The following is a 15,614-nucleotide window of genomic DNA, read 5'->3' as shown; positions in this document are numbered from 1 at the left end:
GGCGATATACCCAGGTAACTTTATAGTTGAGATTCAGCGCTGCACGTTGAGGCTTCAGCTTGACGTACATTGGGTATAGATACATTGCCGCATACAAGGAGTTCGCAATGACTAATTCTTCGGCGTTAAATCACAGGGTCACTGAGCGGTTAATGCAACTGGCCACCGTTGCTGCCATTGCATTATCAGTGTTTCAAATTTGGCAGGGGATAACTGCCAACCTCTCCGCACCTGTATTTCGCCCCGTCCACTTATGTTGGATCCTCGCGCTTGTCTTTCTTGTCAGGCCGCTGGTAAAAGAGGACAACCGATTTTACCTGCCTGCAAGGCTTATCGACTTAGCCATGGCCCTTGCTACCTTGTGGGCTGCGCAGCATATTGTCCGGTTTGATTATGACGATATTGGCTTTTTGCTTGACGGCCTGGGAGCAGACGATGTGCTTGCCGGCTCGATTTTAATTGTCACATTGCTTGAAGCGACTCGCCGGACCGTTGGCATGGTCATGGTGGTTATTGCCGCGATTTTTATGGCCTATGCCATGTTCGGCGACATTTTGCCAGCCAGCGTGGCGAGCAAAGGTTTTGCGCTGGATGAAATCATCCGCTTTCACATTTATTCTACCAATGGCGTCTTCGGTGCGCCGCTCGCAATTGCAGCAGGGGTCGTTTTCATTTTTGTGCTGTTTGGTGCCTTCCTGCAAGTGACCGGAGCCGGTCAGTTCTTTATTGATGCGGCATTTGCCGTCGCGGGTAAATACCGTGGAGGTCCTGCCAAGGCGAGTGTCGTGGCATCAGCGGCACTGGGCTCTATCTCAGGTTCGGCCATTGCCAACACGGTGACAACCGGTGCCTTGACTATCCCAATGATGAAAAAGCTCGGCTATAAGCCAGAGCAGGCTGCGGGTATTGAAGCTGCAGCCTCTACAGGCGGGCAAATCATGCCGCCGGTAATGGGGGCCGGAGCCTTCGTGATGGCACAGTTCACCGGTATTGCCTATAGCGAAATTCTGTTGGTGTCGATTGCGCCGGCTATCTTGTATTTCGGCTGTACCTTGCTCTATGTTCATCTGATGGCCTGTAAGCTCGGCCTGAAAGGGATGGATAAAGTGGCCCAGCTTCAAGTGGTGATGAAGCAGGGCTGGCACTTTATTGTTCCTCTAATACTGATCACCACGTTGTTGCTGATGAGCTACTCACCGGTGCTGGTCGGTATTGCGGGCTGTAGTGCTATTTTGGTCGCTGCAATGTGTCGCAAGCACAGCCGTATCAGTATCCGCCTGTTCTTTAAAGGAATGAAAGAAGGGGCGCTGCTGGCATTGCCGATATCGGTCGCCTGTGCCACAGCGGGTATCGTGGTCGGGGTCGTCGGTCAGACGGGTATTGGTTTGCAATTTACCCAGTTCCTGATGGCGCTATCCGGCGGTTACCTGTGGTCGGTGATGGCACTAATTGCCGTGGCTGCGGTTATTCTTGGGATGGGCTTACCGGTAACGGCCGCATACATTGTACTGTCAATCATGGCCGTGCCGGCTTTGACTGAGCTGGGCTTGAGCATTCTAGCTGCGCACATGATCGTGTTCTGGTTGTCGCAAACCTCGAATGTAACTCCGCCAATTGCCTTGGCGGCCTTCGCCGGCGCCGGGGTTGCCGGGGCGTCACCGATGCAGTCTGCGATCCAGGCGTTCAAGCTGGCTCAAGGTTTCTTCTTGATCCCGCTGATGATGGCTTTCTCGCCGCTTATCTACGATGGGGAAAACCTTATTGGCTTCATGTTTGCGATTGTCGCTACCATCGCTTTGATTGTTGCCTTTGCCGGCGCGATCGAAGGACGACTCATTAAGCCGTTGTCTATGGCTGCACGTGCAGTGCTTTTAGCGGTGCCATTTGCCCTAATTTTCAGTGGCCTAACTATCAAGCTTGCGGCTGTTGCCGTTGTGGTGGTGATTACATCGTTGAATGCTTATCGCGGGAGTGAAAGCAGCGCAACAGCCGCTTGATGCCTTTGGTTTAGAATAGAAACCACGACCAATCAAACAGGGGAGCCAAGCCGCTCCCCTTGTTTTTTAAACATTTCACAAGCCTTCAGCAGAGTTGGTATCTGCGCTCAGGCCGGCCGACACTACCGTAAGACACTTCGGCACTCAGTTCGTCCGTGCTGACCAAATATTCGAGATAGCGCCTGGCGGTTGTCCTGCTGGCCCCAATCTGCTGTCCGACTTCTTCCGCATTGAGCAGGACTGCCGGGCCATAGAATACGGCACGGATTTTATCGAGGGTTAACCCATCAATCCCTTTGGGTAGACGTCCTGCTACTTTGTTAGCAACATTGGCCGGTGAGTGGTTATTGTCCGGTGAGGCTTGCAATAAGCCATCAACGTCACTTTGGAGCAGTGAGTCAATATCGGAAAACCGCTCAAGGTGACCACGAAACTTTAACAGAGAAGCCTGCAGTCTCTCAAAGACTAAAGGTTTTAGGATGTAGTCGAAAATGCCACTGTGCATCGCCTGGCGCAGGGTATCGACTTCGGTGGCAGCGGTCACCAGGATGACGTCGGTGTTGCAGCCCCCAGCCCGTAACTCCCTGAGCAACGCCAGGCCGGTACCTGTCGGGAATTGGTTGTCAAGCAGTACCAACTCCGGTTTGAGGACTTCAATTAGGTCGCGGGCTTCGTCAATGCCATGGGCAATGCCTATCACCTCGAAGCCATCGATACGTTCAATGAAGCGCCGTTGGATTTCTGCAATCTGAGGGTCATCTTCAGCGATGACAATGCGAATAGTGGTGGTCATGATTGCACCTCCGTGTGCTTCGTTGAATCATTGTTCTTGGTTGCGTTGCTCTGGTTATTGGGGGTTATCTGTTTGGGGAGATATAAGGTAAATCGACTGCCGCTGGGTGCTGCTTCAGAGGTAATCGACTCCACGGTAATGAGTCCCCCTAGGTGATCCGTCAGGCTTTTTACTAAATCTAACCCGATACCGTGCCCTTGCGCAGCTTTGGTCGTGTAGCCGCGGGTAAAGATTTTGTCCTGATCTTCCCGGGTGATCCCGGGCCCCTGGTCTTCCACCTCGAAAATGAGCTCTTTGCCGAAGTCTGACAGTATCAATGTTACCGTGCCGCCTTTACCTTGATGGGAAAGGGTGGCTTCCAAGGCATTGTCGATCAGGTTACCCAAAATACTGACCAGCTGTTCACGGGGTAGGGCATCAGGCAGCGCAGACATTTGGCTTCCTTGTTCGATAACCAACTCAACCCCCAGCTCCTTGGCTCGGTTGTATTTACCCAGTAGGCACCCTGCGAGAATGCTATCGGAGGTGACTTCCATCAGTTGCTGGATGAACGCTTGGTGGCTTGATGACTCTTGGCCGATAACCGCCAGCGCCTCGTCTTTGGCATCGATTTGGATCAGCCCGGCAATCGTGTGGAGCTTGTTGTTGTACTCATGGGATTGGCTGCGCAAGCTCTCGGCATACTGTTTGATGCGGGTGAGTTTACGGCTGACCAGATCAACCTCGTTTTTTAACCTGAAACTAGAGACCACACCAGTGATCTGATCGCCTTGGATCAGCGGGATCCGGTTGGCGATTAGCAGGTGGTTGTGTAACCAAATTTCCTGGTCATATTGGGGGGTGCCCTGTTCCAGTACATCGAGCATGCCGCTGTCAGGCAATACTGCTTGAATGGGCTTGCCGATATAGCTGTCGCTCTCTGGTAGCTCCAGTGTTTGGATTGCCGCATGGTTGAAGGTGGTGATTTTTCCTTCATGGTTGATGGCTACAATTCCTTCCCGCACGGTTTCAAGGGTCGCATTCCTTTCTTGGAACATGCGGCCGATTTGCTCGGGCTCCAAGTTGAAAATGGCTTTTTTGAAATGGGAGGCAAACCAGACGGCGGTAAACACACTGAAAAGGAAAGCGCCGCCGATAGCGAACAACATGCTGAGGCGGTGGTTGCTCACCAGTCGGTCGACGGTATCGAGCATATAACCCACAGAGACAATACCGATAACCTTGGTGCCTGCCGCATTGAACACCGGCGCTTTGCCCCGCATTGACCAGCCGATACTCCCCAGAGCTTTGGATACATAGGGTTTACCATGCACAAGGGCGGGCGCATTGGTATCGCCATCGTCATCGGCCATAGAATTGCCAATCATATGGGGAAAAGGGTGGGCCAGGCGAATGCCGTCTTTATCGCCAAAAACGACAAACCGTGCTTCGGCCGAGTGGGCGAGTTTGTAACTTAAAGGTTGCAAAAAGTCAGAGTCTCCGGCTTCAACGGCACGGATCACATCCGGCGATGCCGCAATCGCCAATGCCACCCGCATGGCTTGCTGGCCGATCTGCTCATCCAACACATTATCGAGATAGCGGATAGCAAAATGGCCTAACATGCCGGTTTGTAATACGGCAATGACCCCTAAAATCAATATCATACGCCACTTTAACCGGAGGTGGCGTAACGACAGCATATGTAACATGAAGCGGGTGATTCCTTTCACCGTTAATGATGTAACGACTTTACCTGTTTTTGTGCCGGTATGCTGTGAACAATATGAACAAAATGATAAATAAAGACGTTATTCACATTAATTTTACAATCTTTGGTTTGCTCAGTAGTTGCCTTATCTTTGTGTTGAAGGATAAAAACAACACTCAACGAGGAAAGAGCTATGCTGACTCAATTTATTACCCGCAACCGTGTAACCCTACTGGCGACGTTGATGGCTTCTGCAATGAGCATTGGCTCGGTGCAGGCGAAAGTCGACGAAATCCACTTCTTGGTACCCGGTGGTGCCGGTGGTGGCTGGGATAGCACCGCACGTGGTACCGGTGAAGCACTCTCGAAATCCGAATTGGTCGACAAAGTGTCTTATGAAAACATGTCTGGTGGTGGTGGCGGTAAAGCGATTGCTTATCTGATCAAAACGGCGGAACAGTCACAAGATACCTTGATGGTGAATTCTACCCCTATTGTTATCCGCTCCCTTTCGAAAGTTTTCCCTCAGTCATTCCGTGACCTGACCCCTGTTGCAGCCACTATTGGTGACTATGCGGCCTTTGTCGTGGCCAAAGACTCACCTTATCAGTCTTTCAATGAACTTGCAGAAGCCTATAAGAAAAACCCGCGCTCGGTCTCTGTCGCAGGCGGCTCTTCGCGCGGTGGGATGGATCACCTTGTAGCCGCTTTGGCTTTCAAAGCGGCGGGCGGTGAACCACGCCGGGTGAAATACCTTGCCTATGATGCAGGTGGTAAAGCCATGGCTGGCCTGCTATCGGGGGAAACCCAGGTGCTATCAACGGGTTTGAGCGAGGCGCTGAGCCTCGCTGAAGCAGGAGAAGTCCGCATCTTGGCGATGACTGGTGAAATTCGCTCGAAAGCTGCTCCGGATGTCCCGACATTAAAGGAGCTGGGCTATGACGCCAGCTTTGTTAACTGGCGTGGCTTCTTCGCAGCGCCGGGGATCAGCGATGAGCAGGCTGATGAGTTTGCCAGCGTGCTGGAGAAAATGTACCAGACCGACGAGTGGACGACAGTCCGAGACCGTTACGGCTGGACGGAAATCTACAAGCCGCGCAAAGAGTTCGAAGCCTTTTTGCAAGAGCAGGAAAAAGAGATGGGTAACCTAATGAAAGAGCTTGGCTTTTTGAATTAGATTTCTGTACAAGCCACTCTAACAATGCCAAACGCAGGGCAGGTGAGGTGCCTGCTCTGCCCATTCTTTAAGCGAAAGATTCCAAATACTATCAATCAGGGGATAGACCCATGACGCTTACCAAAGATCACATCGGCGGGCTGATCTTCTTATGCTTTTCCGTTGCCTACGGCTATTACACCACTCAAATACCTCTGTTTCCCGGTGACGAATACGAACCCTTCCACGCCAAGTCGATGCCGACCATGTTGGCCATGCTGGGGATTGCATTATCGCTGCTGCAGTTGGTCGCAGCACATCGAAAAACGCAAGTGAAAGCCTCAGACATGCTGTCCCTAGTTGGGCTGGATTTCAAAATTATCAGCAAGCTGTTGGTTTTGATGGTGTTATTTGCCATCGCTCTGGAATGGGTAGGTTTTCTGCTTTCTACCGTGTTCTTCTTGGCCAGTGGTTATTGGCTTCTGGGTGAGCGTCGCCCGAAAACCCTGCTACTGGCATCGGTACCGTTTGCTAGTGGGTTTTGGTACGTCCTGACCCAGTTGCTGGATATTTACTTAGCGCCTGGCCGAATTTGGGCATTGATCTAAAAGGGAGAAACACCATGTTTGATGGAATGATGTCAGGACTGACAACGGCATTTATGCCATTTAATTTGCTGATGGTGGTGGTTGGTTGTTTTGCCGGTACCTTTATTGGCATGCTTCCGGGGCTAGGGCCGATTTCTGCCATTGCCTTGATGATCCCTATTACTTACGGCCTTGATCCTTCATCAGGCATTATCCTGATGGCCGGTGTGTATTACGGGGCTATCTTTGGCGGCTCGACCTCTTCGATTTTGATCAATGCGCCGGGCTGTGCCAGTACCGTGGTTACCGCTTTTGATGGCTACCCGATGGCGCAGCGCAAACAGGCAGGCAAAGCGCTGGCGCTGGCGGCTTACTCTTCATTTACCGGCGGCACGATAGGGGCGATTATCCTGTTGTTTGCCGCGCCTGCGCTGGCCAAGGTGTCGCTGAGTTTCCAATCATCTGATTATTTTGCCTTGATGATCTTGGGCCTGACTGCCGTAGCCGCTTTTTCCGGTAAAGGGCAGGTACTCAAAGCGCTGATGATGACAGTCTTCGGCCTGATGATTGCCACCGTAGGTAACGATGTGATGTCGGGGATCCCGCGTTTTACCTTCGATAACGTTAACTTGATAGATGGCATTAGCTTCTTGCTGCTGGCGATGGCGACTTTTGCCCTGACTGAAGTGATCATGACGGTATTGCGCGGCGAGCATAAAGAGAAAGAGCCGCAGATGGACATGGACTCTTTGGGCAGCATGAAGCTGAACAAGGAGGAAGTAAAGCATGTCGCACCGACGGTTGGCCGTTCATCGGTGTTCGGTTTCTTGGTCGGGGTACTGCCGGGCGCAGGGGCAACCATAGCATCTTTCCTGAGCTATGGGATGGAACGAAACCTTGCCAGCAAAGAAGAAAAAGCCAAGTTTGGTAAAGGTGCACTGCGTGGCTTGGCCGCGCCGGAATCCGCCAATAATGCGGCCTCGACGGGCTCATTCGTGCCTCTGTTGACGTTGGGTATTCCGGGCTCGGGTACCACGGCAATCATGCTGGGTGCATTGATTGCCTATGGTATTCAGCCGGGGCCGCGTCTGTTTGTCGATAACCCGGATGTGTTCTGGTCGGTGATTATCTCGATGTATTTCGGTAACTTGGTACTGCTTATCCTGAACCTACCGTTGATCCCGTATATTTCGCGCCTGCTGGTGATCCCGCGGCCAATCTTGATCCCATTGATCTTGTTCTTCTCTATCACTGGTGTTTACTTGGTGAGCTTCAACACCTTCGATATCCACATGATGGTGATCATCACGATCATTGCCACTTTTCTGAAGTTGCTCAATTTCCCGATGGCTCCCATGCTGCTGGGTTTCATCTTGGGAGAAATCCTTGAAAAGAACCTGAGCCGCTCACTGACCCTGTCTGACGGTAGCTACGCCTTCCTGTGGGAGCGCCCACTGACCTTGTCCATTATGATGTGTGCCGTACTGGCTTTGATGATGCCAATGGTCAGCAATTTGTTGGATAAACGTAAAGCCAAACAAGTTCAGATGGCGGGGGATGCCACCGCACCTGAACAGCAATGATTAACGGTTTTAAGATAAATAACAATGACAAAGATGGAATCGAAGGATGCTGACACCACTCAATCAATACCGAGTACTGGATCTCACCAATGTACTGGCGGGGCCATTCTGTGGTCATCAGCTGGCCCATTTAGGTGCTGAAGTCATCAAGGTCGAAGTGCCGAATAGTGGCGATTTAGCTCGCCAGTTAGGGGCTTCTCCAACACTCAACAAGGCCGGTATGGGGATTTCGTTTCTCGCCCAGAATGTAGGTAAACAGTCGGTTACATTGAATTTGAAAACGGATGAGGGTAAATCCCTGTTCAAGCGACTGGTGAAAACGGCGGATGTGGTGATTGAAAATTTCCGCCCCGGCGTGATGGACAGGCTAGGTCTGGGCTATGAAGAGTTAAAGGCAGTGAATCCTAATATCATCTACTGCGCGATTTCAGGGTATGGCGCTGATGGCCCGATGCGCCATTTGCCAGCATACGATCAGATTATCCAGGGGATGTCCGGGGTGATGAGTATTACCGGCGCGCCAGAAAATGCCCCTTATCGGGTTGGCTATCCGATAGCCGATACCATAGGAGGCATGACCGCAGCGTTTGCAATCTGCGCCGCGCTGGCAGGCAGGGAGGCCTCGGGCGAAGGTTCATTTATTGATGTATCCATGCTGGAATCGACGTTGACCACTATGGGATGGGCGGTTTCCAACTACTTGGTGGCCGACAAAGCGCCGCAGCCCCTAGGTAATAACAATGTCACTGCGAGTCCTTCGGGCACCTTTAAAACCGGTGGGGGCTTGTTGAATATTGCAGCCAACAAACAGGAGCAGTTCGAAGCCTTGTGCCAGCTTATCGGGCGGGATGATTTGATCACCGATCCCCGTTTTGCCGAGCGGCAGGCGAGGCTGGAAAATCGGGAATTACTCACCGGTCATATCGAAGCGGCTTTTGCTGTTAAACCAGCAACAGAATGGGAAACCGCGTTGAACCGTATCGGTGTGCCAGCTGGCAGGGTGTTGAGTGTACCGCAGGCGCTGGCCCTGCCTCAGGTGCATGAGCGGGACTTCACCGGATGTTTTGTTGACTCGCCAGGGGTGAATCAAGATGTCCGTTATGTCAGAACCGGCTTCAAACTCGATGGCGAGCGCCCTGCTGTCACATTGCCGCCCCCTCTGCTGGGTGAGCACACTGAACAGTGGTTGACTGCATTGGGCTTAAGCAAGGAAGAAATTGAGCGATTACAGGAGCAGGGGGCCATATGAGTATCGAAAGACCTGAGCAAGGGATTGGGCGTGATGTTAGCGATTGGTGGAAGACGTCTATCATCGATATGTCGCCGGGCGAGATTCGCTATTATGGCTACCCGATAGAGGAGCTTATCGGCAATATCAGCTTTGCCCAGATGATCTGGCTGATGGTAAGAGGCGATCTGCCATCGCCTTCACAGGCAAAACTGCTCGATGCTGCGCTGATGTCTGCTGTTGATCACGGCCCTCAAGCCCCGAGTATTGCGATTGCCAGAATGGCGGCAACTTGTGGCGTTGGCCTAAATAACGCCATGGCTTCAGCGGTAAATGTATTGGGTGATGTGCATGGGGGGGCGGGGGAGCAAGCAGTCGCGTTATATCGAGCCATTGCTGATCGTTGTGAGCAAGGTGAGTCGCTGGAAGCTGCGATAGACTCAGAAGTGACGACACATAAAGAACTTCACGGTAAATTCATCCCAGGTTTTGGCCATCGCTTTCACCCGGTTGACCCGCGAGCACCAGCGTTGATGGCGTTAATCAAGCAAGCTGCCGATGCCGGGACCGTCACTGGTCGGTTTGCTGAAATCGCGATGGGGGTGGAATGTTACCTTTTTCGGCAAAAAGGCAAACGTATTCCGATGAATATCGATGGGGCAACGGCTGTTATCTATGCCGAGTTAGGCTTTCCTGCCCCGTTAGCAAGAGGGCTTTTTTGCCTGTCACGTTCGGTTGGGATTTTGGCTCATGCCTGGGAGCAAACCGGTCAAGGAGGCCGAAACAAAGGGCCTATCCCGCGCAACCTGCTTTGGTCATACGATGGGCCTGGACAGCGAGAGTGGCAAAAAGCACCAAAGTAACCATTTTATAGTATGGTGTTTTGTAAATGTTCTGGTACGATGCGGCTTGTGTGACCTTTGTGATGTTGAAATCTCATCTTTTTCCCCCTTTGGGAGGGTGTAATGGCGGCAAAGTCTATTGGTTTGCCATTACACTTTTTCTTCTAATGCTATTTTGTTGAAAAGAAAATATTGCCGTAATAAGCGGTTACCGCTTGGCCACTGTTGTCGGTATCCGTCATGATGGCGATGCCATTGATATACCGATAGGCTTCTCTATTGGCTTGTTCGCTGCCTTTATCCCCGAATGCATTAATGAAGTCTTGGTAGACATTGCGCTTTTCATTTTGCCATTTCGAGATGCTGTCCGAGCTACCCCGTATTGCTATCATCTGAACCCTTTCCCCGGCAAATGCATTGCTCCAACGGGAAAAGCGGGGTTGGTTACTGGACCACACATAGTTGATTGCTTTGCTGGTAGAAGTCAGCCAGTTGGAACCGATGGCGAGATAAACCCGTGCAGCGTAGTCGTCGCCATCTTTTGTGGTTTCATTGATTCCCTCTAATTGATTTTCAATCCGCCAAGACCAATTTAGGTAGGGGGTTTCTTCGAGATCGATGCGAATAGGCTTGGAAAGGATCGTTGCGCTGTTACTGCTGGTGGCCTTGAGAACCCGTTGATTATCCAGCCGGACTTGCGAGTAATGAGTACGGCCCTGAAAGTGTCTAACTTTCCAGGAAGAGATATCCTCATAACCAAATTTTACCACGTGACGTTCAAACGTAGCGGATGCATTGAAAGTAATCAGCAGTGGTATTAATCGTAGGAGTAATGGCATGACGCTAATCATAGTCACAAATGATGGAGTTTGCTGCCATGCCATACGCTAGAGCCTGCTTATCTAATTTGCCACCATGTGGTTGGCGAGATGCTTCGATAGCCTTTTTGCCAAGCAAAGTAGGGTAAAGGTTGGTGGCAGTCCCCAGGCTTCAGGAATGACCGAGGCATCACAGACATACAGCCTTTTGATTTCGGTTTCCAGGTTGCTGTCAACAATATCGCTAATGGCGGCGCTGCCACCTTGATGGGCAGCGAAATGGTGGGTGCGATAAATGTGGGTAGCTCCAGCGGCCGTAAGAATGGTTTCGGCCATTTCTGCGCCTTTGTCTAACCGTGCCTTGTCCTCAATACAGAGCGACTTACTCGCCCAGTTTGCGGATATTTTTCCACTTAGGCTGTCTTTTACTTTCACCATGATGGCTAGGGTGTTATCTGCGGCTAACAGGCGATCGAAACGGCCCGCCTGGGCGGTAAACAAGTGGAAGAACGGTTTGGGGAGAGCGAGATCTGATAGGACGATTCCCTCCTCGGGCAGATGCAGGCCCGCAGCCATTGGCACTTCACCGGCGCTAAATTTCTCATCGACCGTACCCATAACCGCGATGACAGGATCGATAAAGAACTGCTGGCCAGCCCCGGCAATGCCACTTTGTTGCAAGATTTGCGGTGAGCCAATCCCACCAGCCGATAGGATCACTCGCTCGGAAAAAGCAAGGTGAACACCGCTATTTGTTTGGTACTCAACCCCTATAGCTAGGTGACTATCATCAGGCTGGTTTTCAGTTAGCACCCTGGTGACCTTTGCTTTGGTAATGAGCTGGGCGCCAGACGTTACAGCATCCTCCAAGAACCGGCGGGCAGTCCACTTGGCACCATGCGGGCAGCCGTAACCACACAAGTGGCAGCCTGCTTGGCAGCGCTCAACATCAATGAACTTGTCAAGCTTGTGCCATTCAAAACCTGCTTTTTCGGCCCCCTGCCAGATGCGTTTTGCGCGAGGTCCTACGAGGGGATCGGGGAGGGGCCTGTAGGGAACAGCCTGTTGCATTTCCTCGGCTTCAGCACGCAAATCAATGCCGTAGCGGTCAAACATGTCATACGGCGGTAGCATGGCGGTGGCATAGTTGATCGCCGAACTGCCGCCGGCGGTAATGCCGCGAATAAGCAAGGATAGATCTTTGCCGATAAATGCTCCCTTGCTTGGAATGGCGGCGATATCTGCCATTTGCCAGAAAGAGCCTCTCAGCGGGGAATCAGATCCCCACTCAAGAATAAGAACCTTTTTGCCTTGTTCACTGAGTGACTTGGCCAGTGTTGCCCCCGCAGGCCCACTGCCAACAATGATCGCATCGAAATACGCGTTTTCTTGTATTGCCATCTTTATGACCTGAACGTTTTACTGTGTTAACTATATGACAAATAAAAACTTAATCCTATGCTTGTAAGCGGCGTTTCAAAAACAGGTCGATTAATTTTCTCAATGGCTTTTTCGAACGTGACTTTTTGCTTTGTAGGAGTAAACTGGCGAGCTTTTTATTCCTAATATTGGAATGTAAACCATGGATGGTCTGTAGATGTATTGATAGAGGGCACTGCATTGATCCATGACCGAGCCAGTCAAATGGTGATTTTTCATACCTTGGTAGAAGCTGGTAGTTTTACTGCCGCGGCACGTACTCTCGGGGTGTCGACTTCCCATGTCAGCAAACAACTCGGTTCGCTGGAAAGCGAGTTGAACGTCAAGTTGATACAGCGAACAACCCGTAGTTTAACCCTGACAGAAGCCGGCCATCATTTTGCCCAATATGCGAAACAAGTTTTCGCCGCGGTCAATGAAGCCAATGACAGTATGGCGCTGGAGCGTGATGATGTCGCGGGGTTGATTCGTTTAGGACTGTCGCAATCATTTGGTACGATGCATATCATCCCGGCCATCGAGAAACTGCGTCAGCTGTATCCTGATCTGCAGGTTGAGCTTAGCTTATTTGATCACAAGGCGGATATGTTGGCCGATGGATTGGATCTGTGGATCACTAACTTTGAGCATATCCCGGAAGGGTACGTTGCCCAGCGTTTGGCTGAGACCCGTTTCCTTGTTACCGCGTCACCTAAATATTTAATCGATCATCCTGCGCCTACCCATCCGTCTGAGCTGGTTAACCATAACTGCGTGACCTATCAAAGCCGGCAGCGCGATTATAGCTGTTGGGATTTCTCCAAGCAGGGTGAGTCGTTGAGCGTAAAAGTCTCAGGAAACTACCGGGTTGATTTAGCCGAAGCGGTTAGGGATGCTGCGGTAGCCGGCTGGGGAGTTGCCTACCTTGCCAGTTACTTGTTAACCGACGAGTTCAGGGATGGGAAGTTAATCCAGCTGCTACCTGACTGGACGGCAAATCAAACGATGCCGTTCTATGCGGTCTATCCGAGTCGCAAGCACTTGCCTCGAAAGATCAGTGCGGTCATTGCCTTTTTTAAACAGTATATTGGTGATAATCCTTATTGGGATGAGGCGCTGAAGCCTTGGGTGAAACTATAATTTTCCTTTGGCTGTGTGGGCAGCAGTTCAATTTTTGCTGAGAATTTAGACAGCTAGCAGCAGAATATTGTGCGTGAAGGCATAAATACTTTTTCCATTTGGCAATAATCAAAACTGGATCCATATTAATTGCATTAAAATCAATTATTTATGTTTGTTTGGTTTCTTGGTCATTTCTTGCTGTAACAAACGAATAGCAAACTGACCTTGTACGCAATCCTTTGCTCTCTAGAATGCGCGGCTCAACATTTAGAGCAAAGGTGCTAATTTCATGTCCTCCTTACTGGGTATTTTCGCCATTTTGGTTATTGCGTATCTATTATCAACAGACCGTCGCAATATTCCTGTCAGAACGGTATCTCTCGCCTTTGGCTTGCAGATCATCTTTGCCTTGTTGGTACTCTATGTTCCGGCGGGTAAAGATGCGCTAAATGCCGTAACAGCCGGTGTGTCCAGCGTCATTGATTATGGCCAGCAGGGAATTAGCTTTTTGTTTGGCGGGTTGGCGACTGGCAGTGTCGGATTTGTCTTTGCCATTAATGTACTGGGCATCATTATTTTCTTTTCGGCGCTTATTTCTGCGCTCTATCATATTGGCCTGATGCCAAAAGTGATCAATATCATCGGTGGCGCTCTGCAGCGTCTGCTGGGCACAGGTCGAGCCGAATCGCTTTCAGCAACCGCTAATATTTTCGTTGGAATGGTTGAAGCGCCGCTGGTGGTGAAACCTTATCTGACGAAAATGAGTGATTCGCAGTTTTTTGCTGTGATGACCTGTGGTTTGGCTTCTGTTGCGGGCGGTACTCTGGTCGGTTACGCATCACTGGGCGTGGAATTGAATTTCTTGATTGCAGCGGCTTTCATGTCGGCACCGGCAGGCTTGTTGATGGCAAAAATGATGGTACCGCCAAGCGATCAGGCCAATGATGAAGACGAAATTACCTCAGTGGAATTGCCTCGAGCGACCAACGTAGTTGAAGCCTTGGCTGATGGTGCCATGTCTGGGGTCCGCATTGCCGTAGCGGTAGGTGCCACACTGCTGGCGTTTATCAGTGTTATTGCGCTACTCAACGGTTTGCTGGGTAATGTCGGTGACTTGTTTGGCATTCAGCTTAGCTTTGAAATTATCCTTGGCTATCTATTTGCCCCGATTGCCTTCTTGATTGGCGTGCCATGGAATGAAGCCTTGGTCGCGGGCTCTTTGATTGGTAGCAAGGTGGTGGTTAACGAATTTGTCGCCTTCATCCAAATGATGGAAGTCAAAGAGCAACTGAGTGCGCACTCGCTAGCCATTGTTACATTCGCCCTGTGTGGTTTTGCCAATGTGTCTACCATGGCAATCCTGATTGGTGGCCTAGGCAGTTTGGCCCCGGAGCGTCGTAACTTTATCTCGCGGATGGGCTTCCGTGCTATTGCTGCCGGTGTGTTGGCCAATTTGATGAGTGCGGCTATTGCTGGTGTTATCCTATCACTATAAGCAGGGCCTTTTAAGCTGGCGCTATCAATGATTGAGAAGGGGAGGCTGAGGCCTCCCCTTTTGATTTATATGGATAGGGGAGTGATACAAGGGATTAGATTTGCTTAACTGGTCGGAGTTGCTACTGTTATTTGGCAAGTGAAAAAATACATAATGAAAAGGAAGACAACATGAAAGTAATCGCCTTTGCGGCCAGCAATAGCAAGACATCTATCAATAAACAACTGGTTACTTACGCTGCCTCACAAATACAAGGCTACAATGTCGAAATATTGGATTTGAATGATTACGAGCTGCCGTTGTATAGCCATGATAAGGAACTGGAACTAGGGCAACCGGCGTTGGCCCATGCCTTTTTGAAGAAAATTCAATCTGCGGATGCGCTATTAATTTCATTTGCTGAGCATAACGGCTCTTATACCGCTGCCTACAAAAACCTGTTCGATTGGGTTTCGCGTATAGAGCCGAAAGTGTACCAGGACAAACCTATGGTATTGCTGTCAACCTCTCCGGGCCCCGGTGGGGCTAAGAATGTATTGGCTGCCGCTGAGGCTTCGATGCCATTTTTTGGTGCTGAAGTGAAAGCTTCTTTGTCAGTGCCAAGTTTTCATGAGAACTTCGACCCTGAAAATGGGGGAATTCTTCATCCGCACTTAAATGACAAGATCGTGACGACGGTTCAGTTACTGCAGCAGTAAGCTAAGCCTTATTCGAACATTGCCTTTGTGAGTTCAATAATCACGAGGGCAATGCAGCCTTCTTCGACCCTCATGTATTTCAAATTTGAAAGTTATGTTTGGTGTAATAATTTAATGGATTTTAAATGCAATTTATTATTGTCTTTAACTTGTTGTTTTTAGTGAGTTAAAGTTTTTCATGGCATT

The 15,614-nt window shown here is 50.5% G+C and carries 13 protein-coding genes; 9 read left to right on the top strand and 4 right to left on the bottom strand.

Annotated features, from left to right (window positions below; all coding sequences use genetic code 11):
* The first annotated feature begins 107 nt into the window (after positions 1–107).
* A complete protein-coding gene (locus tag PTW35_RS24050; RefSeq protein WP_281027785.1) occupies positions 108–1,997 on the top strand; it encodes a TRAP transporter fused permease subunit in 1,890 nt (629 codons plus the stop codon).
* A gap of 85 nt (positions 1,998–2,082) precedes the next feature.
* Here PTW35_RS24050 and PTW35_RS24045 read toward each other — a convergent pair whose 3' ends face one another.
* Entirely contained in the window at positions 2,083–2,790 is a 708-nt protein-coding gene (locus tag PTW35_RS24045; protein WP_281027784.1) for a response regulator, read from the bottom strand.
* Positions 2,787–4,472: a sensor histidine kinase gene (locus PTW35_RS24040; protein ID WP_281029135.1), complete on the bottom strand. Its 1,686-nt coding sequence runs from the start codon at positions 4,470–4,472 to the stop codon at positions 2,787–2,789. The genes PTW35_RS24045 and PTW35_RS24040 overlap by 4 nt, the downstream gene beginning before the upstream one ends.
* Positions 4,473–4,673: 201 nt before the next feature.
* Here PTW35_RS24040 and PTW35_RS24035 point away from each other — a divergent pair, with 201 nt between their 5' ends.
* From PTW35_RS24035 to PTW35_RS24015, 5 genes are all read left to right on the top strand, one after another.
* Positions 4,674–5,657 carry a tripartite tricarboxylate transporter substrate-binding protein gene (locus PTW35_RS24035; RefSeq protein ID WP_281027783.1) on the top strand — a complete coding sequence of 328 codons (984 nt, stop codon included), beginning with the start codon at positions 4,674–4,676 and terminating at the stop codon, positions 5,655–5,657.
* A gap of 110 nt (positions 5,658–5,767) precedes the next feature.
* Entirely contained in the window at positions 5,768–6,244 is a 477-nt protein-coding gene (locus PTW35_RS24030) for a tripartite tricarboxylate transporter TctB family protein (RefSeq protein WP_281027782.1), read from the top strand.
* A 14-nt stretch (positions 6,245–6,258) separates the two neighbouring features.
* Positions 6,259–7,806 carry a tripartite tricarboxylate transporter permease gene (locus PTW35_RS24025; RefSeq protein ID WP_281027781.1) on the top strand — a complete coding sequence of 516 codons (1,548 nt, stop codon included), beginning with the start codon at positions 6,259–6,261 and terminating at the stop codon, positions 7,804–7,806.
* Positions 7,807–7,852: 46 nt separating this feature from the next.
* A complete protein-coding gene (locus tag PTW35_RS24020; protein WP_281027780.1) occupies positions 7,853–9,055 on the top strand; it encodes a CaiB/BaiF CoA-transferase family protein in 1,203 nt (400 codons plus the stop codon).
* Positions 9,052–9,897 (top strand): citryl-CoA lyase, encoded by an 846-nt coding sequence (locus PTW35_RS24015; protein ID WP_281027779.1) that lies wholly within the window; start codon positions 9,052–9,054, stop codon positions 9,895–9,897. Before PTW35_RS24020 ends, PTW35_RS24015 begins: the two co-directional genes overlap by 4 nt.
* Before the next feature lie 149 nt (positions 9,898–10,046).
* Here the strand turns inward: PTW35_RS24015 and PTW35_RS24010 are convergent, their stop codons facing one another.
* Positions 10,047–10,760 (bottom strand): DUF3047 domain-containing protein, encoded by a 714-nt coding sequence (locus PTW35_RS24010; RefSeq protein ID WP_281027778.1) that lies wholly within the window; start codon positions 10,758–10,760, stop codon positions 10,047–10,049.
* A gap of 18 nt (positions 10,761–10,778) precedes the next feature.
* Positions 10,779–12,095, bottom strand: a complete 1,317-nt coding sequence (locus PTW35_RS24005) for a GMC family oxidoreductase (RefSeq protein ID WP_281027777.1) — start codon at positions 12,093–12,095, stop codon at positions 10,779–10,781.
* 219 nt (positions 12,096–12,314) lie between these two features.
* Here PTW35_RS24005 and PTW35_RS24000 point away from each other — a divergent pair, with 219 nt between their 5' ends.
* From PTW35_RS24000 to PTW35_RS23990, 3 genes are all read left to right on the top strand, one after another.
* Positions 12,315–13,253 carry a LysR family transcriptional regulator gene (locus PTW35_RS24000; RefSeq protein ID WP_044620810.1) on the top strand — a complete coding sequence of 313 codons (939 nt, stop codon included), beginning with the start codon at positions 12,315–12,317 and terminating at the stop codon, positions 13,251–13,253.
* Between the two features lie 271 nt (positions 13,254–13,524).
* Positions 13,525–14,730 carry a NupC/NupG family nucleoside CNT transporter gene (locus PTW35_RS23995; RefSeq protein ID WP_281027776.1) on the top strand — a complete coding sequence of 402 codons (1,206 nt, stop codon included), beginning with the start codon at positions 13,525–13,527 and terminating at the stop codon, positions 14,728–14,730.
* Positions 14,731–14,900: 170 nt separating this feature from the next.
* Positions 14,901–15,428 carry an NADPH-dependent FMN reductase gene (locus tag PTW35_RS23990; RefSeq protein ID WP_281029134.1) on the top strand — a complete coding sequence of 176 codons (528 nt, stop codon included), beginning with the start codon at positions 14,901–14,903 and terminating at the stop codon, positions 15,426–15,428.
* The last annotated feature ends 186 nt before the right edge of the window (positions 15,429–15,614 follow it).

This window comes from Photobacterium sp. DA100 (assembly GCF_029223585.1).
Lineage (GTDB): Bacteria > Pseudomonadota > Gammaproteobacteria > Enterobacterales > Vibrionaceae > Photobacterium.
Note: the sequence above shows the minus strand (reverse complement) of the source record. Positions and strands in the feature narration are given on the sequence as shown.